General features: G+C 61.4%; 17 protein-coding genes. 9 read left to right on the top strand and 8 right to left on the bottom strand.

Annotated features, from left to right (window positions below; all coding sequences use genetic code 11):
- Nucleotides 1–545: 545 nt before the first annotated feature.
- Nucleotides 546–3,248 (bottom strand): DNA translocase FtsK, encoded by a 2,703-nt coding sequence (locus QTL94_RS03745; RefSeq protein WP_289800630.1) that lies wholly within the window; start codon nucleotides 3,246–3,248, stop codon nucleotides 546–548.
- A 172-nt stretch (nucleotides 3,249–3,420) separates the two neighbouring features.
- On the bottom strand, nucleotides 3,421–6,411 hold the full coding sequence (gene polA / locus QTL94_RS03740) for a DNA polymerase I (RefSeq protein ID WP_289800629.1): 2,991 nt from the start codon (nucleotides 6,409–6,411) through the stop codon (nucleotides 3,421–3,423).
- A gap of 415 nt (nucleotides 6,412–6,826) precedes the next feature.
- On the opposite strand from polA, the gene QTL94_RS03735 reads away from it, so the two are divergent.
- Nucleotides 6,827–7,243 carry a MarR family winged helix-turn-helix transcriptional regulator gene (locus QTL94_RS03735; protein ID WP_065690995.1) on the top strand — a complete coding sequence of 139 codons (417 nt, stop codon included), beginning with the start codon at nucleotides 6,827–6,829 and terminating at the stop codon, nucleotides 7,241–7,243.
- A gap of 9 nt (nucleotides 7,244–7,252) precedes the next feature.
- Here QTL94_RS03735 and QTL94_RS03730 read toward each other — a convergent pair whose 3' ends face one another.
- A complete protein-coding gene (locus QTL94_RS03730; protein WP_289800628.1) occupies nucleotides 7,253–9,625 on the bottom strand; it encodes a bifunctional diguanylate cyclase/phosphodiesterase in 2,373 nt (790 codons plus the stop codon).
- 183 nt (nucleotides 9,626–9,808) lie between these two features.
- Here QTL94_RS03730 and QTL94_RS03725 point away from each other — a divergent pair, with 183 nt between their 5' ends.
- On the top strand, nucleotides 9,809–11,197 hold the full coding sequence (locus tag QTL94_RS03725) for a dipeptidase (protein ID WP_289800627.1): 1,389 nt from the start codon (nucleotides 9,809–9,811) through the stop codon (nucleotides 11,195–11,197).
- Between the two features lie 411 nt (nucleotides 11,198–11,608).
- Nucleotides 11,609–12,469, top strand: a complete 861-nt coding sequence (locus QTL94_RS03720) for an SH3 domain-containing protein (RefSeq protein ID WP_502944096.1) — start codon at nucleotides 11,609–11,611, stop codon at nucleotides 12,467–12,469.
- Between the two features lie 181 nt (nucleotides 12,470–12,650).
- On the opposite strand, the gene QTL94_RS03715 is transcribed toward QTL94_RS03720, so the two are convergent.
- Nucleotides 12,651–12,833 (bottom strand): hypothetical protein, encoded by a 183-nt coding sequence (locus QTL94_RS03715; protein WP_113520499.1) that lies wholly within the window; start codon nucleotides 12,831–12,833, stop codon nucleotides 12,651–12,653.
- Nucleotides 12,834–13,009: 176 nt separating this feature from the next.
- Nucleotides 13,010–13,342 (bottom strand): GCG_CRPN prefix-to-repeats domain-containing protein, encoded by a 333-nt coding sequence (locus tag QTL94_RS03710; protein ID WP_289800626.1) that lies wholly within the window; start codon nucleotides 13,340–13,342, stop codon nucleotides 13,010–13,012.
- Nucleotides 13,343–13,609: 267 nt separating this feature from the next.
- On the opposite strand from QTL94_RS03710, the gene QTL94_RS03705 reads away from it, so the two are divergent.
- The 5 genes from QTL94_RS03705 (at nucleotide 13,610) to QTL94_RS03685 (ending at nucleotide 21,782) form a co-directional block, all read left to right on the top strand.
- The gene (locus QTL94_RS03705) at nucleotides 13,610–15,973 is read left to right on the top strand and encodes a transglycosylase domain-containing protein (protein WP_289800625.1); all 2,364 of its coding nucleotides are present in this window, start codon (nucleotides 13,610–13,612) and stop codon (nucleotides 15,971–15,973) included.
- A gap of 236 nt (nucleotides 15,974–16,209) precedes the next feature.
- On the top strand, nucleotides 16,210–18,126 hold the full coding sequence (gene dnaK, locus QTL94_RS03700) for a molecular chaperone DnaK (RefSeq protein WP_065690990.1): 1,917 nt from the start codon (nucleotides 16,210–16,212) through the stop codon (nucleotides 18,124–18,126).
- 85 nt (nucleotides 18,127–18,211) lie between these two features.
- A complete protein-coding gene (gene dnaJ, locus QTL94_RS03695; RefSeq protein WP_289800624.1) occupies nucleotides 18,212–19,336 on the top strand; it encodes a molecular chaperone DnaJ in 1,125 nt (374 codons plus the stop codon).
- A 203-nt stretch (nucleotides 19,337–19,539) separates the two neighbouring features.
- Nucleotides 19,540–21,438, top strand: a complete 1,899-nt coding sequence (locus tag QTL94_RS03690; RefSeq protein ID WP_289800623.1) for a TPR end-of-group domain-containing protein — start codon at nucleotides 19,540–19,542, stop codon at nucleotides 21,436–21,438.
- A gap of 143 nt (nucleotides 21,439–21,581) precedes the next feature.
- Nucleotides 21,582–21,782: a hypothetical protein gene (locus tag QTL94_RS03685; protein ID WP_289800622.1), complete on the top strand. Its 201-nt coding sequence runs from the start codon at nucleotides 21,582–21,584 to the stop codon at nucleotides 21,780–21,782.
- Between the two features lie 21 nt (nucleotides 21,783–21,803).
- On the opposite strand, the gene QTL94_RS03680 is transcribed toward QTL94_RS03685, so the two are convergent.
- The gene (locus QTL94_RS03680) at nucleotides 21,804–22,160 is read right to left on the bottom strand and encodes a helix-turn-helix domain-containing protein (protein WP_065691098.1); all 357 of its coding nucleotides are present in this window, start codon (nucleotides 22,158–22,160) and stop codon (nucleotides 21,804–21,806) included.
- Between the two features lie 298 nt (nucleotides 22,161–22,458).
- On the opposite strand from QTL94_RS03680, the gene mbfA reads away from it, so the two are divergent.
- On the top strand, nucleotides 22,459–23,442 hold the full coding sequence (gene mbfA, locus QTL94_RS03675; RefSeq protein ID WP_289800621.1) for an iron exporter MbfA: 984 nt from the start codon (nucleotides 22,459–22,461) through the stop codon (nucleotides 23,440–23,442).
- A gap of 60 nt (nucleotides 23,443–23,502) precedes the next feature.
- On the opposite strand, the gene QTL94_RS03670 is transcribed toward mbfA, so the two are convergent.
- Entirely contained in the window at nucleotides 23,503–24,102 is a 600-nt protein-coding gene (locus QTL94_RS03670) for a transglutaminase-like cysteine peptidase (RefSeq protein ID WP_289800620.1), read from the bottom strand.
- 172 nt (nucleotides 24,103–24,274) lie between these two features.
- Nucleotides 24,275–25,075: an alpha/beta hydrolase gene (locus QTL94_RS03665; protein WP_289800619.1), complete on the bottom strand. Its 801-nt coding sequence runs from the start codon at nucleotides 25,073–25,075 to the stop codon at nucleotides 24,275–24,277.
- Between the last annotated feature and the right edge of the window lie 27 nt (nucleotides 25,076–25,102).

The raw sequence follows: 25,102 nt of genomic DNA, 5'->3' as shown, positions 1-25,102 counted from the left end.
ACCGCCACTTACACCCAGTGGCTGTGCGCGACAAGGCCTTTCATCATCGCACGGCAGTGGTGGCGTTCGACCGGGTTTCCCAGCGGCGGGGACAATTTTCTTGCGCGACGAAAGACTTCGCAGCGATTCCAGCCGCTTGCCGCGCAACATCGTCCGCGCACATCCCCGCGGCATCGACCCATCCGATACTTGCTCCCGTCATTGGACAGGGAGCCGGGTCGCGAACCGGATCTGACAAATCGGGCCGCAGGGCCGGCGTTCGATGATGGTTGCAAGAGGTGGGCAAGCGGTCGTCAGGACCGACGTCCATCCGGAAAGAGAAGGCCGAGAGACGCTCCTGTCGGCCACACGGCTCCGGGACCTTCATGCGATCGGGCAGGCGATAAAGCCTGACATTCCCACCAACCGTTATAGTTGCCTGCCCATTCCCAGCACTCTTAGACCGTCGCCGAGGAACCTCCGGCGCGGCATTTGGCGATGGTCCACAACGCGGGGGTCGCCGAGCCGGGTCCGATCTTGGTGATCGAACCCGGCAACCGGGTTAATCAATCCGCCTCACCACCACGACCAGCGACGATTTCGCGCTTGCCGACGTGGTTCGCAGGGCCGACGAGGCCTTCCTTCTCCATCCGTTCGACGAGCGACGCGGCGCGGTTGTAGCCGATGCCGAGGCGGCGCTGGATGTAGGAGGTCGAGCACTTCTTGTCGCGGAGCACCACCTTGACGGCCTTGTCGTAGAGGTCGTTGCCGTCCTCGGCCGCCATGTCACCCTTATCGAAGACGGCGTTGTCTTCTTCCTCGCCGTCTTCCTCTTCGTCGGCGGTAACCGTGTCGAGATATTCTGGGCGTCCCTGGGTCTTCAGATGCGCCACGACTTTCTCGACCTCTGCGTCGGAGACGAACGGGCCGTGAACGCGCGAGATGCGCCCGCCGCCCTGCATGTGCAGCATGTCGCCCTGGCCGAGCAGCTGTTCGGCGCCCTGTTCGCCAAGGATCGTGCGGCTGTCGATCTTCGACGTCACCTGGAAGGAGATGCGGGTCGGGAAGTTGGCCTTGATCGTGCCGGTGATGACGTCGACCGAGGGACGCTGCGTCGCCATGATCAGGTGGATGCCGGCCGCGCGCGCCATCTGCGCAAGACGCTGGATCGCGCCTTCGATTTCCTTGCCGGCGACCATCATCAGGTCGGCCATCTCGTCGACGATGACGACGATGTAAGGCATTGGCGTCAGGTCGAGTTCCTGCTGTTCCTCGATAGGCGCACCGGTGCTGCGGTCGAAGCCGGTCTGCACCATGATATGGATCGTCTCGCCCTTTTCCTTGGCCTGCGCCACGCGGCCGTTATAGCCGTCGATATTGCGCACGCCGAGGCGCGACATCTTGCGATAACGCTCTTCCATCTCGCGCACCGCCCACTTCAGCGCCATCACGGCCTTCTTCGGGTCGGTGACGACCGGGGTGAGCAGGTGCGGAATGCCGTCATAGACGGAGAGTTCCAGCATCTTCGGATCGATCATGATCAGGCGGCACTGCTCCGGCGTCATCCGGTAGAGCAGCGAAAGGATCATCGTGTTGACGGCGACCGACTTGCCCGAACCGGTGGTGCCGGCCACGAGCAGGTGCGGCATCTTCGCCAGTTCCGCGATCACAGGTTCGCCACCGATCGTCTTGCCGAGGCCGAGCGCCAGCTTGAAGCTGCTCTTCTCGAAATCTGCGCTCTCGATCATCTCGCGGAAATAGACGGTTTCGCGCAGCACGTTCGGCAGTTCGATGCCGATGACGTTGCGGCCGGGAACCACGGCGACGCGCGCCGACAGCGCCGACATCGAGCGGGCGATATCGTCGGCAAGGCCGATGACGCGTGAGGATTTGACGCCCGGTGCCGGCTCGAATTCATAGAGCGTGACGACGGGACCGGGGCGCACATGGATGATCTCACCCTTGATGCCGAAATCCTCAAGAACGCTTTCCAGCAACCCGGCGTTCTGTTCCAGCGCTTCCTGCGACATGATCTCGCCGACGCGTTCCGGCGGCTCCTGCAGCAGAGAGTTGGAGGGGAACTCGTAGCCCGAGGCATCGACCTTGGACGGTACGAATTTGTGCGTCACCATGCGGGCAGCAGGCGCAAGCGGCGCGATCGCCGGCTGCGAACGAACAGGCATCGGTGCGATCGGCTGCGCTGCGGCCGGCTGCGGCTCTATGGCGATGGGCTGCACGACCTGAGGGGCAGGGGCGGTCGCCAGTACCTCGGCGGCAGCCGCCTGCTGCTTCAGTCTGACCGCAAGCGGCTGGCGGATCGGCGTGCGACCGGTGCTCGGTGCCGGTGCCACGACAACAGGCGCTGCCATGGAAACGGCAGGCGCTGCGGCTGTGATGGGAGCGGCAACCGGGGCCGTAGCAACCGGAGCAGGGGCAACAGCAGCGGGCAGCGGCGCGGCATAGGGAGCGGCGACGACGGGCTGCTTGCCCGGCCGCCATTCCATGATGCGGAACTGGCTGATGATCGAATGCGGCGCGAGCACCGCCTGTGGCGCTACGATCTGTACCTGGGGCGTCGCCTCCACCGGCTCGGCCGGCGCCTGGCCCTCTTCGAAGGACATCACTTCCCAGAAGGCGAAGTCTGAGATCGAGGCGAGGTTGGAAGAGGCATGGAACTGCGCTTCGTCAGCGGTCTCTGAAACGACGATCGCGGTTTCTTCGACGGTAACGAAATTGGCTTCCGGCTGGCGGACGTCGAAGGGCACGTTGACGACAACGGGCGCGCGAGGCGTGACCAAGGGCGCACGTGGCGCAGTCGTCTGCGGCGCATAGGCATGGCGCAGCGCCTGCTGTTGAACGTGGGGCTGCGGCTGCGTGACGGCCGGCTGCATGGCGGCCTGGCGGCCGACATAGCCCTGGCGCGGCTGTGCCGCGGGCTGCGACGGCACGACGATCGGCTGGGCCACCGGTGCCACCACTTGGGCGGGCTGGGGAGCAGATGCCGGGGCAGGTGTCGGCGCGCGCTGCGGCGTGAGTGCTGCCACTTGGGCAGGTTCCATCACCCGCTGCTGCACCGGCTCGGCTGGCTGCTTGCGCGGGTTGATCTGGCTCTCCGGCGTGCGGGTAAAGCGGACATTCGGCGCCAGCGAAAAGTGATTCTGCCAGATCGGCGGCACCGGCTTCTCGCCGGCCTGTTCCTGCAGCTGTTCGCCGTCGATCTCCGTGGAAATCTCACCGGCATCCGTCAGATTGGTTCTAGGAAAGCGCATACGACCGCTACTCACTCATGATTAGCAACTATTATCCTCTTCCGGCTTAGGAAATGAAGGTTAATAAGTTCCTTCCATGAGGGCTGTCGCGACCTCGGCAATAAGGCGAAAGTTTATTGTTTTCAGCGCCTTGCTGGATATGGAAAATTTTAGGGATTTTTCGACGAAGCGCTCAATGCGCTTCGTCCCAGTTCATCGCCGAACGGGCGTCGACCTTCAGCGGCACACGCATTTCGAGCGCCGGCATGGTGGCGTTTTCCATCACCGATACAATGATCGGCATGGCCTTTTCGACGTCGGCATCCTCGACCTCGAAGATCAATTCGTCATGCACCTGCAACAGCATGCGCACGCGATCGCCAATCCCTGCTTCCGCCAGCGCCGGCTCGATCTTGATCATCGCCCGGCGGATGATATCGGCAGCCGACCCCTGGATCGGCGCGTTGATCGCCGCGCGCTCGTTGAAGGCGCGCACCGAGGGATTGGAGGAGCGAATCTCCGGATAGTTGATTCGCCGACCGAAGATCGTCTCCACATAGCCCTTGTCGCGGGCCATCTGCTTGCGGCTGTCCATGTAGTCGCGAATACCGGGGAAGCGCTCGAAGTAGCGCTTGATGTAGTCACCCGCCTCGGATCGCTCGATCGACAGCTGGTTGGCAAGGCCAAAGGCCGAGATGCCGTAGATGATGCCGAAGTTGATCGCCTTGGCGCGGCGGCGCACCTCCGACGGCATGCCCTCCACAGGCACGCCGAACATTTCGGATGCCGTCATCGCGTGAATGTCGATCCCGTCGGCAAAGGCCTGTGTCAGCTGCGGGATCTCGGCGACGTGGGCGAGCACGCGCAGCTCGATCTGGCTGTAGTCGGCCGAAATCAGCTTGTGCCCCGGCGTCGAGATGAAGGCCGTGCGGATCTTGCGACCCTCGGCGGTACGAACCGGGATGTTCTGCAGGTTCGGTTCCGACGAGGAGAGGCGCCCTGTTGTCGTCGATGCCAGCGAATAGGAGGTGTGAACCCGCTTCGTCTGCGGATGGACGTAGCCCGGCAGCGCGTCGGTATAGGTCGATTTCAGCTTCGTCAGCTGGCGCCAGTCGACGATCTTGCGTGGAAGCTCGAAACCGGCGGCGGCAAGATCTTCCAGCACGCTTGCCGAGGTGGACCACTGGCCGGTTTTCGTCTTCGTGCCGCCCGTCAGTCCCATTTTACCGAACAGGATATCGCCAAGCTGCTTGGGCGAGCCGATCGTGAAGCGTTCGCCGGCAAGCTTGTAGATCTCGTCTTCAAGCCCGGCCGCACCCTGCGCCAGTTCGCCGGACAGGCGCGACAGGATCTGCCGGTCGACGGTAATACCGCGCTCTTCCATGTGCGCGAGAACGGGCAACAGCGGCCGCTCCAGTCGCTCGTAGATGGTCGTCAGCTTTTCCGCGGCTAGGCGCGGCTTCAGCACCATCCAGAGGCGCAGGGTGATTTCCGCGTCTTCCGCCGCGTAGTGGGTCGCCCGGTCGATGGCGACCAGATCGAAGGTAACGCTCGACTTACCGCTACCGGCAACATCCTTGTAGGCGATCGGCGTGTGGCCGAGGAATTTCTCCGACAGCGGATCCATGCCGTGCGCGCCCGTTCCGGCATCGAGCACATAGGAGATAAGCATCGTGTCGTCGAAGTTCTTCGTTTCGACGCCGTAGCGTTTCATCAGCAGGTAATCGTATTTGAGGTTCTGCGCGACCTTCAGGATGCTTTCGTCTTCCAGCAGCGCCTTGAGGCGGGGCAGGGCGTCGCGCATCGGAATCTGGTTGTCCGCGAGCCCGCCGCCGAGCAGATCGCCAATACCCGTCTTGTGGCCAAGCGGAATGTAGGCGGCGCGAATGCTGGTGCCGGTGGGGTTCTTGTCGTTGTCGGCGATCGCGAGCGAGAAACCGACAAGCTCCGCCTGCATCGCGTCGAGCGATGTCGTTTCCGTATCGAAGGCAACGAGGCCCTTGTCGCGGGCGTCGGCGATCCATGCGTCGAGCGTCGCGACATCGCGGATCGTCACGTAACCGGAGTGATCGAAGGGCAGGGTCGCGAAAGCCTCGGCGCGTGCCGCCGCCAGGTTGGCGGCCAGGAAGGTCCCCTGGGCACCGTTTGCCGTGGCCGGCACAGGCACGGATTCGCCCTCCACCTCGGGAATGCCGCCAGCGACGGGCTCGGGCTGCACCACGTCAAGATCGGGGCCATGGGCGTTGGCGCCCCATTCGACGGGAACGTCGACCGCCTCGATGACGCTGGCATCGCAGGCGCAGGCGTCGGCAACACGGCGCGTCAGGCTGGTAAACTGCATCGCCTTCAGGAAGCCGATCAGCTTCGGGCCGTTCTGCTGCTCCAGAACGAGGTCTTCGACCGCGAGCTCAAGCGGGACATCGGTGCGCAGCTTGACGAGTTCGCGCGACAGGCGCGCCTTGTCGGCGTTTTCGATGATCGTCTGGCGACGCTTCTCCTGCTTGATCTCGGTCGCGCGCTCGAGCAGCGTATCGAGATCACCATATTCGGCGAGCAGCTGCGCCGCCGTCTTTGGCCCGATGCCGGGGATGCCAGGCACGTTATCGACGGAATCGCCGGTCATCGCCTGCAGGTCGATCATCTTCTCGGGTGGCACGCCCCACTTCTCGATCACGTCGGCAATGCCGATCTGCTTGTCCTTCATGCTGTCGTACATGTGGACATTGGGCGTGACGAGCTGCATCAGGTCCTTGTCGGAGGAGACGATCGTCACGTCGGCGCCGAGCGCTTCCGCCTGGCGGGCATAGGTCGCGATGATGTCGTCCGCTTCGAAGCCTTCGGTCTCGATGCACGGCAAGTTGAAGGCGCGCGTCGCGTGCCGGATCAGGCCGAACTGCGGGATCAGTTCCTCGGGCGGCGCCGATCGGTTCGCCTTGTACGCATCGTACAGATCCTTGCGGAAGGTCTTCGACGAGTAGTCGAAGATAACGGCCAGGTGCGTCGGCGTGACGCCGACGGAGGTGTCGCGTGCATCCGTCAGCAGTTTCCACAGCATGTTGCAGAAACCCGAGACGGCGCCGACCGGCAAACCGTCGGATTTGCGCGTCAGCGGAGGGAGTGCGTGGAAAGCTCTGAAGATGAAACCGGAGCCGTCGACAAGGAAAAGATGATCGCCTTTTTTCATGCTGCCATCGATAGCGCGGCGACCCTGTCAGGTCTATATAAAGTTCCAGCCGAGAAAACATCTCGGCTCACCAAACTGTTACTAAAATGTAATAGTCAATTCCTAATCTTCCCTTGAAAAGCCACATTCGAGATCACAAATGATGACTACCGACGGTGATCTTTGATCGCGTCGAGGGTCTGATTGCCGGCTTGTCCCCCGCCGCGTCGGACTTGGACAAAGGCCTTATCCCCTCTCCGGGCCTTTGTCCCCATTTCAAGCCGCCATAGCCGACCTCCAGGCTATGGCGGCTTTGTTTTTCTGCTCTATCTCTCCCGTGACAACCATATGAAGCGATTTTGATGCATCGCATGCGATTTGTTGCATTGTTTCGGTCTGAGTTTTGCGCCTAATTGAAAAAATGGGATTTGATCGGATGGACTCGGGAGCCTATCTGGCTAGTCAACTGGCCAAGGGTTTTGCTCGTTCGCTGCAGCAGCGGGCGGGACGACTCGGCTTTTCTCCCGGGCAGTTTCCCATTTTGCTGGAACTCTGGGCCGAGGACGGGCTGACACAGAAGCAGCTGCTCGCAAGGGTCGATATCGAACAGGCGACAATGGCGAACACGCTCGCGCGCATGGAGCGCGATGGTCTCATCGAGCGCCGGCCGCATCCCTCCGACAAGCGTGCGCAGCTCGTCTTTCTCACGGAAAAGGCGAAAGGAATGCAGGGCGCCGCGGTCGAAGCCGCCCGCGAGGCGGATCTGGCGCTGTTTGACGGTTTCAAGGCTTTCGAGCGAGAGCTGACGCTCGAGTATATCCGCCGTCTCCTCGAGAACGCCAAGAAGCTCTGAGCTCACATCTCACGCGGAGATCGCCTTCGGCGGCGTGCGTTCGTCGGCGTGGGTGGAGAGAAAACTCTCGCGCGCCGCCAGCTTGAGGCTGGGTTCTATATCCGGCTTTCCGAGCAGCAGTCCCTGCATTTGCCCGCATCCCTCGTCGATGACGATCTTGCGCTGCAATTCGGTTTCGACACCCTCCGTAACCACCTGGATGCCGAGACTATGCCCGAGGCCGATGATCGCGCGAACGATCGAACGAGCCGCCGCGTCGTGCTCGAGCACGCCGGTAAAGCTTCTGTCGACCTTGATCTTGTCGAAGGGCAGGGCGCGCAGGTTTGAAAGCGAGGAAAAGCCGGTGCCGAAGTCATCCATGACGATGCGAACGCCGAGCTCGTGCAGCCGCATCAGGGTCGAGATCGTATTCGCCCGATCCCGCACGAAAGCCGCTTCGGTTATCTCCAGCTCCAGCCGCTGCGGCGCCAGCCCGGTTTCCTCGAGGATGGCCGCAAAACGCTCGTAGAGGTTCGGCAGCATGAACTGAACAGGCGAGACGTTGACGGCGATCGAGAGCGGTTGCGGCCAGCGGGCAGCTTCCGTGCAGGCCTGGCGCATGACCCATTCGCCGAGCTGTACGATCGTCCCGCTTTCCTCCGCGATGGAAATGAAGACGTTCGGCTCGCTGATGCCATGCCCCGGCCGGTTCCAGCGCATCAGGGCCTCATAGCCGCTGACGGCATTCGTGGTGCTGTCGAGGATCGGCTGGTAATTCACATAGAGCTGGTTGCGGCTGATCGCGTGCCGCAGCTCGGTTTCGATCTGGCGCCGCGCCCGAACGGCGGCGTCCATGTCGGTATCGAAGAAGCAGGCCTTGCCGCGCCCGGCATGCTTGGCCCGGTAGAGGGCCGTGTCCGCGTTGTCGGAGAGTTCCTCGACCGACCGCCCGTCTGCCGGATAAATGGCAATGCCCATGCTGATGCCGACGGCAGTTGGATCACGCGTCACATCCATTTCGCCAGCCAGCGCTTCGAGGATGTCGCCGGCGAGCCGTTGCGCCGCCTCGGGCTGTTTCTTGCCTGCCTGAATGATCGCGAACTCGTCGCCACCTAGCCGCGCGATCGTGGCGCTGTCGTCGGCGACGCGACGAAGAAGGGCGGCCACCTTGCAGAGGATACGGTCGCCTTCCGCATGCCCGAAGATGTCGTTCACGGCCTTGAAGCGATCGAGATCCATGAAGAAGACGGCAACCTGGCCACGCTTGCGTTGTGCCGCCTGCAGCGCATGCCGGATCCGCGTGTCGAAGAGTGACCGGTTCGGCAATCCCGTCAGCACGTCATGCTGGGCGAGATGCTCGATCATCTGCTGTGCGCGCTTGCGCTCCGTCAGGTCGCGGACTACCAGCACCCGGCAGTTGCGGCCGCGGTACACCATCCTGCGAACGAGAACTTCGACCGGGAGCTCGGTCTCGTCCTTCGTTAGCAATTGCGTTTCGTGGTGGGTGGCCTCGCCGATCTCCCCCGGCAGAACCAGAACCGTATCCGGCTTGGCTCCAAGCAGGTCGGCAAGGCGGCAGCCGGTCATGGCGAGGATCTGCTCGTTGGCATCGACGATCACATCGCGGTGGAGGATCAGCAATCCTTCCATGGATGCGTTTGCAAGCCCGCGCAGATCGGTCAGGTAGCTCGCCAGAAGCGCCGCGCCGAGAGCGATGAGAATGAGGATGGTGGAGACCGCCATGACGATGGCGGCAAGTGTCTTCGTCTCGAGCACGGTCGCCGTGATGCTGCGTCCTGGAACTGGGACGAGGGTAATGCTGCTCATCGATATGAAATGCATCGCGGCGATGGCGCATACCATGGCGATGGCCGAGCACAGGAGCCGCTTGCCGCCCTTGAGGCGGCTGAACGAAAGAAACGCGCCGCTGGCAAGGATCGCACCCAGGCAGATTGCCACAAGTGTCGCGTAGGGATCGTAAATGATATCGACCGGCGCTTCGATCGCCTGCATTCCCGTCAGGTGCATCGCGCCTATCCCAAGCGCCATGAGCACGCCGCCAGACGCAAAGGAGTATCCGCTTGTTCCTTCGGATGCGACAAGCATCGCCAGCAGGGAGATGCCGATCGACAGCACGACGGAGAGCACGGTCAGGCCGAGCCCGTAGGTGATCGGAAAGCCACCGTCATAGGCCAGCATCGAGATGAAATGCGTCGCCCAGATGCCGACGCCGCATGCGAAGGCCGACGCGATGATCCAGCGGCGTTGCTGGGCTCTGTCGCATTCCTGGGCGCGGAAGAGGAGGAGCATGGCAGCGACGTTGCCAACGAGGCAGACGATGACCGCGGCAACGATCAGGCGCCAGTCATGGTTGTCGCGAATACAGGTGAGTACGGAAAACATCAGTCACCTCGAACAACAGCTCGCCCCTTAATTTAATGAGGTGATACTAAATAACTGTAAATTGCATTTTCCATTTTTGTGCCACCCGCATCGAGGGCGTTGGCAAGCAGGCACCGGATTTTTCGTCTCGAAAGGGTCGGCGCTTTGTTCTATCGTCCCGGCGATTTTCCAAAGGAGTCGATAATGACGGAATTACAGACGGTCCTTGCCCGCGCGGACGAGAATTTGACATCGAGCCTGGACAAGCTCTTCGAGCTGCTGCGCATCAAGTCCATCTCGACGGACCCGGCTTACAAGGCCGAATGCCGCAAGGCGGCTGAATGGCTTGTCAGCTATCTGAACACGTTGGGTTTCGAGGCTTCCGTGCGCGACACACCCGGACATCCGATGGTGGTTGCACACCATGAAGGCGCAGACGCCGCTGCCCCGCATGTCCTGTTCTATGGCCATTATGACGTCCAGCCGGTCGATCCGATCGAACTCTGGGAAAACGATCCTTTCGAACCGTCGATCAAGGATGTCGGAAACGGCCGCAAGATCCTGACCGGACGCGGCACCGCGGACGACAAGGGCCAGCTGATGACCTTCGTCGAAGCCTGCCGCGCGTACAAGGAAATCAATGGAGCGCTCCCTTGCCGCATCACCATCCTGTTCGAAGGCGAGGAAGAATCGGGCTCGCCGTCGCTGAAGCCTTTCCTGCAGGCCAATGCCGATGAGCTGAAGGCAGATTACGCCCTGGTTTGCGATACCAGCATGTGGGATCGCGATACGCCGGCCATCGCCGCGGCACTGCGCGGCCTCGTCGGTGAAGAGGTGGTCGTGACCGCCGCGGATCGCGATCTTCATTCCGGTCTCTTCGGCGGCGCGGCCGCAAATCCGATCCACATTCTTGTCGAAGCGCTTTCGGGCCTGCGCGACGAAACCGGCCGCGTGACGCTCGACGGCTTTTACGATGGCGTCGAGGAGACGCCTGAGAACGTCAAGGCATCCTGGGAAACGCTTGGAAAGACGGCAGAGAGTTTCCTTGGCGAAGTTGGCCTCTCCGTGCCGTCGGGTGAGAAAGGCCGGTCCGTTCTCGAATTGACCTGGGCGCGTCCGACCGCCGAGGTCAACGGCATCTGGGGTGGATATACCGGCGAAGGGTTCAAGACCGTCATCGCGGCCAAGGCGTCCGCCAAGGTCTCCTTCCGGCTCGTCGGAACGCAGAACCCCGACGCCGTTCGCGAAAGCTTCCGCGCCTTTGTCCGCTCGAAGATTCCGGCCGATTGCTCTGTCGAGTTTCATCCGCACGGCGGCTCGCCGGCGATCCATCTTTCCTACGATTCCCCTGTTTTGACGAAGGCGAAAACCGCGCTGTCCGACGAATGGCCGAAGCCGGCCGTCGTCATCGGCATGGGTGGGTCCATCCCAATCGTGGGCGACTTCCAGAAAATGCTGGGAATGGAATCGCTGCTCGTCGGCTTCGGCCTGAGTGATGACCGCATCCACTCGCCCAACGAAAAGTACGAGCTGGTCTCGTACCACAAGGGCATCCGCTCCTGGATCCGCATCCTGGAAGCTCTGGCGGCCTGAAAAACAAAAAAGGCGTCTCGGCTTTCGCCGTGGACGCCTTAGAGAACAAAAAGGCCGGCAAAAACCGGCCTTTCGTCATTCGCTTCACTTCGATGCCAGTACATCCGTGGTCAAGGAGGAAGCGAATATTGCAGCCAGAGTGGCCCGAAAAGGTTAACGAATCGTTAACGCTACGACCGGGCCTTCAATGGACCTCGGCGACTATGAAAGCGCCTTCGGATATCCACCCGCTGCAATCCGTAGAACCATAGATCGGTATTGCGAGGGCAGGTTTCAAGCCCCGAAAGCAAATATTGCCGTTCAAGCTGCGTTCATCCGGCCACGAATATAACCTATTGAAAGATATATGAATAGTTGTTGCGACGGCGCGCTTTGCGCCGCCGATGGTGCGTGTCCTGAAGGGAGTACAGCGTGAAACCGATGCTGATGAAAATAGCCGCCGTAGCGGCACTGGTGCTGGCACCGGCAATTGCCGAAGCCGCAGAGGGCTATGCCACTGCGAACGTCAACATGCGCGCCGGTCCAAGCACGCAATACCCCGCTGTTACGGTCATTCCGGCCGGTGAATCGGTCGAGATCCATGGATGTCTCGCCGACGTACCGTGGTGCGATGTCGAGTTCTATGGTGGTCGCGGCTGGGTAGCCGGCGCCTACGTGCAGGCGGTCTATCAGCAGCGCCGGGTGTATGTCGGGCCGGAATATTATCGCCCGCTGGGCATTCCGACCGTCGTCTTCAGCGTCGGCAACTATTGGGATCGCTATTACCGCGATCGCAATTTCTACCATGAGCGGGATCGCTGGCACCGCAACCCCGTCTATGATCGCCCGCCTGCCGTTCCCGGCCGCGGCCCTGGTTATGATCGCGGCCCCGGCCCTAGGCCCGGCTATGATCGCGGCCCGGACCGGCGTCCTGATTTTGGTTCGCAGCCCGACCGCCGTCCGAATTCGGACCGCGGTCCCGACCGGCGCCCCGATGCTCAGCCGCGTCCCGGCAATGGCAATGCGATCGGTCGTCCCGGTGGCAACCCGGATTTCGGGTCGCAGCCAGATCGTCGCCCGAACTCGGATCGCGGACCCGATCGTCGCCCCGACATGCAGGGACGCCCCGGCAACGGTCGTCCGCCGGAACTTGATCGCAACCGCAATCGCGACAATGTCCAGCGGCCTCCGCAGGGCGGGCGCGACGCGGGTCATGATCGTGGCAACCAGGATCGCCGCCGGCATCCGGCCTGCGCACCCGGCGATCAGGCCTGCCGCGACAATCAGAGATAACGGAAAAGGGCGGTCGCGAGGCCGCCCTTTTTTCACGGCTTCGCCCACGAAAAAGCCCGGGACTCTCGATGAGTCGCCGGGCCTAATTTTGATCGGACGTCTGAGGGGAGGCGGCCGATCCTGACGGAACTGAGGGTTGTTCCGTCTTCCTATAATCGCGTAGCGCCCTAATGGTTCCCTGCTACCAGACCGAAACTGTTCTTTCCCGGCCGGCGAGAAGATCGCGCATCTCGGCAAAAGGCCCGTGCAGCATTTTCAGTCGGCTCTCTTCCATCTTGCTGAGCCGGTATTGGCGCGCAAACTCCTGCACGCTCCATACTTCGCGCAGCTTGAATTCGTCCGTTTTTGCTGGGTCTATGCTCATCAGTGCCTACATATTGCGCTTGCTGCGCTATTCTTAGGCGCAATTCGGCTGGCTATATGTCAGATTTGTGACAACCGCAACGAATGGCAGCCATGCTAAAATAGCGTGGCTGTCGGGAGTGCAAAAAAGTCCCGGGCAATCAGCCGGGCCTTCCTGTTCAATATCAGCGGATGGATCTAGCGCCAGTTATTGTCATACCGGTCATAGCGATCCCAGCCCGGTGGCGGACGGCGGGGCCGGTCGTAACCCCAGCCATAGCGCGGCGGCGGCCGGTCGCCCCATCCGTAGGTGCGCTCGTAGCGCCAGCCATATCGCGGGGGTGGCGGCCGTCTCCAGTTCGGACGGCAATTGCCCCATGGGGTGATGTGGAAGCCGCGTCCGCACGCGTAGTCGACAAGGACGGGCGCTTTGGCTGCGCCGGGCTCGATGGGCGCCATCGGCATTGCGTCGGCAATGGAAACGGCTGCTCCGCTTAGGGCAATCGCAATGGCGATTGTTGAAATACGCATCTCTGCACCTCTGTTCTGCAAGTCCCTTGCATGCGGATTAGAGAGTGCGCGGAGTGAATGGGAGCTGAACCAAAAATGGCATTGTTGGGGCAGCTCCCAGGCGCGCGAAACGCGGGAAAATAAAGGTTTGGAGCGTGCCTAACGAGTTCTTAACCCCCCCTTAAATCGCCGCATTTAAAGTTCAACCGGGTAGAGAACCGCCCGCAGTGGGGCGGATGCTGCAAACATCGGGTTTGTTTGGCAAAAATGGAGCGCGACCGGTCCTAAATGGCAGGCAGAGGCAGATCACACGACAGAATCGAACCGTCCTTCAACGGCCGCGACAGCCGGGATGATGATGACGATTTCGCCCTCGACGCCGAAGATCGCGTCGCAGGTGGACGTTCGGTAAAGCGGTCAGCCTCCTCCAAGCCTTCGCGTTCCCGCCAGCCGGCAGGACGCAAGCGCCGTCCGCCCCCGCGCGAAAGCGGCGGCCTCTTCGGATTTATTCACCGGATCGTCTATTGGTGCATCGTGCTCGGCATCTGGGCGGGGATTGGCGTGGCGGGCCTCGTCTTCTACTACGGCTCGCGCATGCCCAGCGCCAGCACGTGGGCCATCCCCGATCGTCCGCCGAACGTGAAGATCACGGCCGTCGACGGCAGCGTCATGGCCAACCGCGGTACGACCGGTGGCGAGGCGCTCGCGCTGGAAGACATGTCTCCCTATATCCCCGAGGCGATCGTTGCGATCGAGGACCGCCGTTTCTATTCGCACTATGGCGTCGACCCTCTCGGGCTGGCGCGCGCCTTCGTCACCAACCTGACATCAGGTCACATGGTCCAGGGCGGCTCGACGCTGACGCAGCAGCTTGCCAAGAACCTGTTCCTCTCGCCGGATCGCACGCTTGAGCGCAAGGTGCAGGAAGTGCTGCTCGCTCTGTGGCTTGAGCAGAAGTACACCAAGGATCAGATCCTTGCGATGTATCTCAACCGCGTCTTCTTCGGCTCGAACGCCTATGGCGTGGAGGCAGCATCCCGTCGCTACTTCAACAAGTCGGCGCGCGACGTGAACCTCGGCGAAGCAGCGCTCCTCGCCGGTCTGGTCAAGGCTCCGTCGCGTCTGTCGCCAGCGCGTGATCCGGAAGCGGCCAATGCCCGCGCACAGGTGGTCCTGCAGGCCATGCGCGACCAGGGCTATGTCACCGACGACGAGGTCAAGACGGCCATGTCGCAGACCCCGGCCAAGGCAAAGCGCTACTGGTCCGGAGCCGGACACTACGTCGCCGATATGGTGATGGACGAGCTGCCGGGACTGATCGGAGATGTGAAGGAGGACATCGTCGTCGATACGACGATCGACAAGACGCTCGAAAAGCGGGCGGAGCAGTCCCTGACGGATGTGCTGAACAAGGACGGAGCCAAGCTCGACGCGTCGCAGGCAGCCCTTGTCTCGATCGACGGCACCGGGGCGATCCGCGCTCTGGTCGGCGGTCGTGACTACGCCGACAGCCAGTTCAATCGCGCCGTCAAGGCCAAGCGCCAGCCGGGCTCCTCATTCAAGCCGTTCGTCTACGCCGCAGCGCTCGAAAAGGGTCTGACGCCATTTTCGGTGTTCAACGACGCGCCGATCCGGATCGGCGACTGGACGCCGGAAAACTACGAGAAGAAATACAATGGTCAGGTGACGCTCGCGACGGCGCTTGCGAAGTCGCTGAATACGGTTGCGGCGCAGCTGGTGATGTATGACGGCCCGGATCAGGTGATCAAGCTGGCGCATCGCCTCGGCATCGAATCGGAACTGCAGCCGAACGCATCGATTGCGCTTGGTACGTCAGAAGTATCGCTGATGGAGCTGACCGGCGCCTATGCGGCCTTCATGAACGGCGGATACAAGGCAACGCCGCACGTCATCCGCCGCGTGACGACCGCCGACGGCAGCAAGGTTCTCTACGAAAATACCTATGACAATCCGCCTCGCGTGTTGTCCGAGACGATCGCCGCGAACATGAACGCGATGATGATGGGCGTGATCGACCAGGGAACGGGCAAGAGCGCCAAGATCCCGGGCTGGCAGGCAGCCGGCAAGACCGGCACGACGCAGAATTCGCGCGACGCGCTTTTCGTTGGCTTCACCAGCAACCTGACGACGGGCGTCTGGTTCGGCAACGACGACGGCAAGCCGATGAAGAAGGTCACCGGCGGCGGTTTGCCGGCCAAGGCCTGGCAGACATTCATGGTCGCCGCCCACAAGGGGCTGTCGCCTGCGCCGCTGTTCGGTAGCGGCCAGTTCATGGCCGATCCGGTCAGCCCGGGCAATGCCGACCAGCCGATAGCGTCGGTCGAGCCCGGCATGCAGCAACCCGGCATGCAGCAACCGGTCGAAGAACCAAGCGCGATCGGCAGCATCATATCGGGTGTTTTCGGCGGATCCAGCGAGGCGGAAAGTCGCTATCCACAGGCGCCAAGCCGGCCTGCGCGGCAGCAGCTTGCGCCGGTCGGCAGAGGTCCTGTCCCACCATCGGACGTTGCTGAAGATGGCCGCTACGGCTATGGCGACGCCGTTCCGCCGGGCGAGGTCGGCGATACGCTGGAGGGCCCCGTAGAGCGTCCGCGCCGCACGACTTTGCTTGACCTGATCATGGGCCAATAGCGCCGTTGTCGGCTAAGAAAAAATGCGGCTTTCCTGAGGCTGTGAAAATTAATTGGCCTAGGCTCTTTTTGCTGGTTTTCAGGCTATTCTCTGCCTTGCAGTCGCGAAAACCGCTCCTTATATACGCCGCATCACCGCAATCACGATTGCGTTAATCTTAAAGACCAATCCCGTAAGGGGCTGTCAGGGAAATGCCTTACCGGGGTTCCGACAGCTTGCTTCAAGGAGAGAATGACATGGCAAAAGTAATTGGTATCGACCTCGGAACGACAAATTCCTGCGTCGCTGTCATGGACGGCAAGGACGCGAAGGTCATTGAGAACGCCGAAGGTGCGCGCACGACGCCTTCGATCGTAGCATTTTCCGAAGATGGCGAACGCCTCGTCGGTCAGCCGGCCAAGCGCCAGGCAGTTACCAACCCCACGGACACGCTGTTCGCAGTGAAGCGCCTCATCGGCCGCCGCTACGACGATCCGACGGTTGAAAAGGACAAGGCTCTCGTGCCTTTCGAGATCACCAAGGGTGACAACGGCGACGCATGGGTCAAGGCCCGCGGCACCGGCTATTCGCCTGCCCAGATCTCCGCGATGATCCTTCAGAAGATGAAGGAAACCGCTGAATCCTATCTCGGTGAAAAGGTCGAAAAGGCCGTTATCACCGTTCCCGCATACTTCAACGACGCACAGCGCCAGGCAACCAAGGATGCCGGCAAGATCGCTGGCCTCGAAGTTCTGCGCATCATCAACGAGCCGACGGCGGCAGCGCTGGCCTACGGTCTCGACAAGAAGGACGGCAAGACGATCGCCGTTTACGACTTGGGTGGCGGTACCTTCGATATCTCGATCCTCGAGATCGGCGACGGCGTCTTCGAAGTGAAGTCCACCAACGGCGATACCTTCCTCGGTGGTGAAGACTTCGACATGCGCCTGGTCGAATACCTCGTTGCCGAGTTCAAGAAGGACAACGGCATCGACCTCAAGGGCGACAAGCTTGCTCTGCAGCGCCTCAAGGAAGCTGCCGAAAAGGCCAAGATCGAACTCTCGTCCTCGCAGCAGACCGAAATCAACCTGCCGTTCATCACGGCCGATGCAACCGGTCCGAAGCACCTGACGCTGAAGCTGACCCGCGCCAAGCTGGAAAGCCTGGTTGACGATCTGATCCAGCGCACCATCGCGCCGTGCAAGGCAGCCCTCAAGGATGCTGGTGTCACGCCTGCCGAGATCGACGAAGTCGTTCTGGTCGGTGGCATGAGCCGCATGCCGAAGGTGCAGGAAGTCGTCAAGCAGCTGTTCGGCAAGGAGCCGCACAAGGGCGTCAACCCGGATGAAGTCGTAGCCCTCGGCGCCGCCATCCAGGCCGGCGTTCTCCAGGGCGACGTCAAGGACGTTCTGCTTCTCGACGTAACCCCGCTGTCCCTCGGCATCGAAACGCTGGGTGGCGTCTTCACTCGTCTGATCGAGCGTAACACCACGATCCCGACGAAGAAGTCGCAGACCTTCTCGACCGCCGACGACAACCAGCAGGCCGTCACCATCCGCGTTTCGCAGGGCGAGCGCGAAATGGCTGCCGACAACAAGCTGCTCGGCCAGTTCGACCTCGTTGGCCTGCCGCCGGCACCGCGTGGCGTTCCGCAGATCGAAGTCACCTTCGATATCGACGCCAACGGCATCGTACAGGTTTCGGCCAAGGACAAGGGCACCGGCAAGGAACAGCAGATCCGCATCCAGGCCTCCGGTGGTCTCTCCGACGCCGACATCGAGAAGATGGTCAAGGACGCCGAAGCCAATGCTGAAGCCGACAAGAAGCGTCGCGAAGGCGTAGAAGCCAAGAACCAGGCTGAAAGCCTGATCCACTCCAGCGAGAAGTCGCTGAAGGATTACGGCGACAAGGTCACCGAAGCCGACCGCACGGCGATTTCCGATGCGATCGCAGCGCTGAAGTCTGCAACCGAAGCGTCTGAGCCTGATGCTGAAGACATCAAGGCAAAGACCCAGACCCTCATGGAAGTCTCGATGAAGCTCGGTCAGGCGATCTACGAAGCGCAGCAGGCTGAAGGTGGTGCGGCAGACGCATCCGCTGAAGCCGGCGATGACAATGTCGTCGATGCCGACTACGAAGAAGTCAAGGACGACGACCGCAAGAAGTCCGCATAAGCTGGACGAAACGGTCACGTTTGAAACTGACATTCCGGCTGCTCACCATGGCAGCCGGAAATCCATTTCCGGGGTCTGATCCTTAATGGCAAAAGCCGATTTTTACGAAACGCTGGGTGTCGCCAAGACGGCGGATGACAAAGAGCTGAAGAGCGCTTTCCGCAAGCTGGCGATGAAATACCATCCGGACAAGAATCCTGATGATCATACCGCCGAGCAGAAGTTCAAGGAAATCAACGAAGCCTACGAGATGCTGAAGGACCCGCAGAAGCGGGCTGCCTACGACCGTTATGGCCACGCTGCTTTCGAGCATGGCGGCATGGGCGGTGGCGGCGGCTTTGCCGGCGGTGGTTTCTCCGACATCTTCGAAGACATCTTTGGCGAGATGATGGGCGGCGGCCGGCAGCGGCAGCGCTCGTCCGGCGGTCGCGAACGCGGCGCCGATCTTCGCTACAACATGGAAATTTCGCTGGAGGAATCCTTCTCCGGAAAGACCGCGCAGATCAGGGTTCCGACCTCGATCACCTGCGACGTCTGTTCCGGCTCCGGTGCCAAGCCCGGCACCCAGCCGAAGACCTGCGGCACCTGCCAGGGCTCCGGCCGCGTGCGTGCAGCCCAGGGCTTCTTCTCGATCGAGCGCACCTGCCCGACCTGTCATGGCCGCGGCCAGATCATTCCCGACCCCTGCACCAAGTGCCACGGCCAGGGTCGCGTTACCGAGGAGCGTTCGCTCTCGGTCAACATCCCTGCTGGCATCGAGGACGGCACCCGCATTCGCCTGCAGGGCGAAGGCGAGGCTGGCACCCGCGGTGGACCGGCGGGCGACCTCTATATCTTCCTGTCGGTGAAGCCGCATGAGTTCTATCAGCGCGACGGAGCCGATCTCTATTGCTCGATCCCGATCTCGATGACGACGGCCGCGCTCGGCGGTACGTTCGATGTCGCGACCCTCGACGGTACGAAGTCGCGCGTCACGGTGCCGGAAGGCACGCAGGCCGGCAAGCAGTTTCGCCTGAAGGGCAAGGGGATGCCGGTGCTGCGTTCGCCGCAGACGGGCGATCTCTACATCCAGATCCAGATCGAGACACCGCAGAAGCTCACCAAGCGCCAGCGCGAGCTTCTTCAGGAGTTCGAGGAACTGTCTTCCAAGGAAAACAATCCAGAATCGACCGGTTTCTTTGCTCGAATGAAAGAGTTCTTCGAGAACTGATCCTGTGATTTCAGGTCTTTTTCCGAAAGCCCGGTTGCCCGTCAACCGGGCTTTTCTGTTCTTAAGCGGTTGCATTGCGGGAACAGGCTCGACTTTTGCGTCTTTATTCGCTTTATTACTTAATTGCTAATTACGTTCGACCGGGCATCTTAAAGAAGACTAGACCTGCGTCCGTGTTTTTGTCAGCCAGTGCCGAGGTCACCTTGGAACGCCGTCTCGCAGCCATCTTAGCAGCAGATATCGTAGGCTACAGCCGTCTGATGGGCTCAGACGAGTCGGGCACGCTTGCCGCCGTCAAGCGTTGCCGCGAGGAGTTGATCGACCCGAAGATCGCAGCTCACAAGGGCCGGATCGTCAAGCTGACAGGCGACGGGATGCTCGTCGAATTCTCCAGCATCGTCAATGCGGTAGCCTGCGCCGACGAGGTGCAGCGAGCGATGGCGGAGCGCAATGGCTTGGTCGAGGACCCGCGCCGCATAGAGTTTCGCATCGGTATCCATCTGGGGGACGTTCTGGTCGAGGATGGCGATATCTTCGGGGACGGCGTCAATCTCGCCGCGCGTCTGGAGGGGATCGCCGAGCCTGGCGGGATCGCGATTTCGGCGTCCGCCAGAGACCATGTCGGCGGAAGGCTCGATGTCGTGTTCCAGGACAAGGGCGAGCATTCCCTGAAGAACATCGCGCGCCCGGTGAGGGTATACGCCGTCGCACCAAGGCGCGCATTGCCGCTGAAGGTGCATGAAGCGGCGCTCAGCGCGGCAAAGGAGAAGCACAAGCAACTGGTCGCCGTCCTGCCCTTCACCAACATGAGCGGCGATCCCGAACAGGAATATTTCTCCGACGGCATCACTGAGGACATCATTACCGACCTGTCAAAGATCTCGAACCTTTATGTCGTCGCCCGCAACACGGCCTTCACCTACAAGGGCAAATCCGTGCAGGTGAAGCAGGTAGCTGCCGAGTTGGGCGTCAATTTCATTCTGGAAGGCAGCGTCCGCAAGGTCGGCCAGCGGGTGCGCATAACAGGACAGCTGATCGATGCTAAGAACGGTGGGCACGTCTGGGCCGACCGGTTCGACCGCGAGTTGACCGACATCTTCGCGATCCAGGACGAGATCACCCACGCGATCGTCGCTCAGCTTAAGATCAAGCTTCTGCCGGAGGAAAAGCAGGCAATCGCCAGCGAGCCCACCAACAGCGTCGAAGCCTACACCTACTATTTGCGCGGCCGCCAGTTTTCCAACACCTGGACGCGGCCTTACCTGCTGATGGCACGGCGTATGTTCACGACCGCGGTTGCGCTCGATCCGCAATATGCCCGTGCCTATGCCGGCATCGCCGATTGCGAATCCGCTCTGCGTGACTGGCATGCCGGCGAATACACGTTGCAGGGCATCCTGAACCTGACCGCCAAGGCGCTGGCGCTCGATCCGCATCTTGCCGAGGCCCATGCCTCGCGCGGCCTCGCGCTGCATCAGGACGGGCGGGACGACGAGGCGCTGGTGGAGTTCGACAAGGCGCTCTCGCTCGAACCCGATCTCTATGAGGTGAACTTCCACTACGGCCGCTTCATGTTCATGCAGGGCAAGTTCCAGCGCGCCATCAACTTCTTCACCAGAGCCTCGGAAATCCATCCGGACGACTATCTCTCGCCGATCCACTTGATCAGCGCCTGCCGCTCCCTTGGTTTCAAGAAGGAGCGGGAGAACTGGGCGCGTGTCGCTCTGGAGCGCGCTGAACGTGCGCTCGAGCGTCATCCGGAAAACTCCGGCCCCGCCCACCGCGGCGCGCTCGCGCTGGCGCATATGGGCGACAAGGAGCGGGCCAAGGAATGGATCAGGCGCGCCCAGGCCATCGATCCCGACGATATCGTCGCGCAGTACAATGCTGCCTGCGTGTACGCGCTGCTGGATGAGCGAGACACGGCGCTCGACATTCTCGAGTCGCTGTTGCCGCAGTCCTCCTGCTACCAGATCCTCTGGTTCAAGCACGACTCCGACCTGGATTCAGTTCGAAATCATCCTCGTTTCCGCAAGATGCTGGATGCGATCGAGGCGTGCTCTCTGTCTCTCGATAGCCTCACACGCGTGGCTTCCGAATAAAGCGCCTGCAATCTGCTCCATATTGAAACAGCACGCTCGTCGGTTCTGTCTTGTGTTAACGCAGGTCGCTGATCGCGCTTTGCAGCGGTGGCGAATCTATTCATGATGGCTGCAGGGGAATATTCTAACTGAGGGCAACTTCCATGACGGTAGCAAGCACCTTCCAGGCTGACGATGACGATGTACTCGCAGGCGCTCTTTACGCTTGGTGCGCCGAGCGCAACATCAAGATCCGCAGCCAGCAGGGCCTCTCGATTGCCAGCATCGCAATTGATCTGTACCACGCCGGTCACCAGACCCAGGACGACCTCTTGGTCGCTCTGCACGAGCGCGAATTGCACTGATATCGCAGCCCGCTGGGCACGTTAAGCGAACGCTTCTCCGTTCATCAGCGTCAGGATCGTCTTGACGGCCTCCTTGCCGGCGGCCGAACTCAGTCGGTCGTAGTGGACGGCAAGCTCATAGGCTTCGGCGCTGAGGCCCGGCCGCGCGGATGCGTCCGTCGTGTTTGCGCCTTCGAACAGGGCTGAAATCTCTACGCCGAGAAAAACCGCGATCTGGTGCAGCTTGCTGGCCGATACGCGGTTGGTTCCTTTTTCGTATTTCTGGATCTGCTGAAAGGTGAGGCCCAATGCCTCGCCCAATTCCAGCTGCGATATGCGTCGCTTTGCCCGAAGCGCCCTGACATTCTGGCCAACAATCATATCCACCGGATCTGGCACGTCGGTTTCCCCCATAGACGCCTAGTTTCGACAATACTATGCCCGCGTTTTTTTATATCTCAACCCGGCAGTTGCAAAATTCAACCTGATTTTCGCAAGAATTCAGGCAAGATTCTCTCGCTTTTTGCAGGGATGTAGACCTTAGCGTGCGCCCAGGTATACATGCCAGTTAAGGGGGGTGTTGGCGTTTCTATTGTAAGCCTATTCGACCGGACGCGAGGCGAGTCGGAAGATACTTGCGGCCTTGACGGTCAGCGGGCGCACTCTTAAATTAGAATAATTCTAAAAAGAGGATGCCATGTTCAATAGATTTTTCAGATCGTCGAAACGCCCTTTTACGTCGCTCTCCGAGCAGGAGATCCTCGCGCTGGCAATCGCGTCGGAGGAAGAGGATGCGCGCATCTATCTCGCCTACGCTGACCGTCTGAGGGGCGACTATCCGGCATCCGCCAAGGTATTCGAAGAGATGGCCGAGGTCGAGGACACCCACCGCCAGTCTCTGATCGCCATTTATCGCGAGCGTTTCGGCGAACGTATCGTTCTCATCCGCCGCGAGCACGTCAGCGGTTTCTACGAGCGGCGGCCGGACTGGTTGGCCCGCAATCTGTCGCTGGAGACGATCCGGGCCGAGGCCGAGGCCATGGAGCAGCAGGCCTATCGGTTCTATGTCGAGGCGACCGGTCGCGTCTCCGATGCGCGGACACGCCAGCTGCTTGGCGATCTGGCGCTCGCGGAGCAGGGGCATGGGGACATCACCCGCATGTTAGGCGAAAAGCACCTGCCCGAGGATGCGCGCGCGGAAGAGGATCAGACGGTCCGCCGGCAGTTCGTCCTGACCTATGTTCAACCTGGCCTGGCTGGCCTCATGGACGGCTCGGTCTCGACACTCGCGCCGATCTTCGCTGCGGCGTTTGCCACCCAGGATACCTGGCAGACGTTCCTCGTCGGCATGTCGGCCTCGGTCGGTGCCGGTATTTCCATGGGCTTCACCGAAGCCGCCCATGACGACGGAAAGATCTCCGGACGCGGCTCCCCGATCAAGCGCGGGCTTGCCTGCGGCCTCATGACGGCGCTGGGCGGCCTCGGGCACACCCTGCCGTATCTGATCCCGAATTTCTGGACGGCGACCACCATGGCCGTGATTATCGCGATCTTCGAGCTGTGGGCGATCGCGTTCATTCAGAACCGCTATATGGAAACGCCGTTCCTGCGCGCGGCGTTTCAGGTTGTCGTCGGCGGCGGACTGGTGCTTGGCGCCGGCATCCTGATTGGCAATTCCTGATCCGGAAACGAAAAAGGCCGGCGATAAGCCGGCCTCTCAATTCCGCGTTGTGCGCTGTGACTACTTCAGGGCGCCGACCAGGACGTCGCGGCCATTCTCGATGGTGACCCAGCGGCCGGCATTGTAGCTCGACTGGCGCTTGATGAAGGAATAGCTCGTCTCGAACCATGGTTTGACGGTCGAAGCGAGGTTGTCGAGGATGAAATCGCCCTGCGTCGTGCGCAGTGTCAGAACCGCATGGCCCTCGCCATCGGGCTTGCGAACGACGGTCATGAGAAGGTTAGCCGGCGAAAAACCGCGCTGAATAAGGATGCGACGCTTGAGTAGTGCGAAATCTTCGCAATCACCTGCCGTCGTGGGGTAGGCCCAGACCTCGTCCTTGCCGTAGATTTCCTTGTCGGTCATCGGTGTGATGGTGTTGTTGACCATCGAGTTGACAGAACGAACGAGCGCCCATTTGCCGTCCGACATTTCGGCGACCGCGGCGTTGCGATTGGCGCCGCACTCGCTGCGATGGGTCTGACAGAATTCGTAATGGCCGATCGGCTGCGAGGTCGACGCGCCCGTTACCATCGAAACATTGTTGGCCGGCGCCGGTGTTGCGGCTGTCGACATCGCAAACACAGCCGTCATGGCTACCAGGAAACCCTTGATCTGCACGCCCGCTCTTCCTTGCACCGCCCCTGAATTCTTAACAAAAAGTTAACGGAGAGAGGCTCGGAGAGTCAATCGTTACTTCTGCTAGGGTCGGTGCAACTCGCAGACATGGTTAAAATGCGTTAGGATTTGGGACAGGACCGCGTCCCTAAGGCGCGGCCTGTCCGTGGTTTGCCTAGTGGATCAGCGCTTTGACGGCGGCAACCATCCGCTCGATATCTTCGGGACGGGATAGGCGATGGTCGCCATCGCGGATAAAGGTCAGCACGACATCGTCGGCGGGAAGGTGCTCGATGAGCGTCATCGCGTGCTGGTAGGGCACGTCGGGATCCTTCATGCCCTGCAGGATATGGACGGGGCAGCCGGTCTCGATGATGCCCTTGAGCACGCGGTTCTCACGACCGTCCTCGATGAGCGCGCGCGTGTAGATATTGGGCTCCGGGCTATAGGCGGAGCGCTCCTCGAAATAGCCCCGTTCGGCCAGGGAGGACTGCTCTGCCGGCGTGAGATGAGGTTCGATCAGCTCCGACGTGAAATCGGGCGCAGGCGCGATCAGCACGATGCCGTCGAGTTTCGGTGCGTTCGCAAGCTTGGCAAGCTCCTGCACCAGCCGCAAAGCGATCCAGCCGCCCATGGACGAGCCGACGAGAACGATGCGCTCTGGCCTGACGTGCAGGATCACGGAAAGCGCCTCCTCCAGCCACCGCGAAATGGTCCCGTCGACGAAGTTCCCGCCAGACAGGCCATGGCCGGAATAGTCGAAGCGCACGCAGGCAAGCCCGCTCTCGGCGGCCAGCCTGTCGATCTCCACCGCCTTGGTGCCGCTCATGTCGGAGCGGTATCCCGACAGCCAGACCAGCGCCGGGCCGGTCGCGCCCGCTGCCTGCGGACGGACGACGTAGGCGATCTCGCGAGCAGCGTCGGCGGATCCGACGGTCAGGAACTGATGATCGATGGCGGGATTTGCGTCAGACATGGCGGAACTCCGTTTGTTTAGTGGCTA

It is taken from the genome of Rhizobium sp. S96 (assembly GCF_030382195.1).
Taxonomy (GTDB): Bacteria; Pseudomonadota; Alphaproteobacteria; order Rhizobiales; family Rhizobiaceae; genus Rhizobium.
This window is presented reverse-complemented; position numbering and strand designations above follow the sequence as displayed.

What these genes read in the sequence shown, in the direction of transcription:
- QTL94_RS03745 (WP_289800630.1), bottom strand. Translation starts at nt 3,248, where the DNA reads ATGCGCTTTCCTAGAACCAATCTGACGGATGCCGGTGAGATTTCCACG.
- polA (WP_289800629.1), bottom strand. Translation starts at nt 6,411, where the DNA reads ATGAAAAAAGGCGATCATCTTTTCCTTGTCGACGGCTCCGGTTTCATC.
- QTL94_RS03735 (WP_065690995.1), top strand. Translation starts at nt 6,827, where the DNA reads ATGGACTCGGGAGCCTATCTGGCTAGTCAACTGGCCAAGGGTTTTGCT.
- QTL94_RS03730 (WP_289800628.1), bottom strand. Translation starts at nt 9,625, where the DNA reads ATGTTTTCCGTACTCACCTGTATTCGCGACAACCATGACTGGCGCCTG.
- QTL94_RS03725 (WP_289800627.1), top strand. Translation starts at nt 9,809, where the DNA reads ATGACGGAATTACAGACGGTCCTTGCCCGCGCGGACGAGAATTTGACA.
- QTL94_RS03715 (WP_113520499.1), bottom strand. Translation starts at nt 12,833, where the DNA reads ATGAGCATAGACCCAGCAAAAACGGACGAATTCAAGCTGCGCGAAGTA.
- QTL94_RS03710 (WP_289800626.1), bottom strand. Translation starts at nt 13,342, where the DNA reads ATGCGTATTTCAACAATCGCCATTGCGATTGCCCTAAGCGGAGCAGCC.
- QTL94_RS03705 (WP_289800625.1), top strand. Translation starts at nt 13,610, where the DNA reads ATGGCAGGCAGAGGCAGATCACACGACAGAATCGAACCGTCCTTCAAC.
- dnaK (WP_065690990.1), top strand. Translation starts at nt 16,210, where the DNA reads ATGGCAAAAGTAATTGGTATCGACCTCGGAACGACAAATTCCTGCGTC.
- dnaJ (WP_289800624.1), top strand. Translation starts at nt 18,212, where the DNA reads ATGGCAAAAGCCGATTTTTACGAAACGCTGGGTGTCGCCAAGACGGCG.
- QTL94_RS03685 (WP_289800622.1), top strand. Translation starts at nt 21,582, where the DNA reads ATGACGGTAGCAAGCACCTTCCAGGCTGACGATGACGATGTACTCGCA.
- mbfA (WP_289800621.1), top strand. Translation starts at nt 22,459, where the DNA reads ATGTTCAATAGATTTTTCAGATCGTCGAAACGCCCTTTTACGTCGCTC.
- QTL94_RS03665 (WP_289800619.1), bottom strand. Translation starts at nt 25,075, where the DNA reads ATGTCTGACGCAAATCCCGCCATCGATCATCAGTTCCTGACCGTCGGA.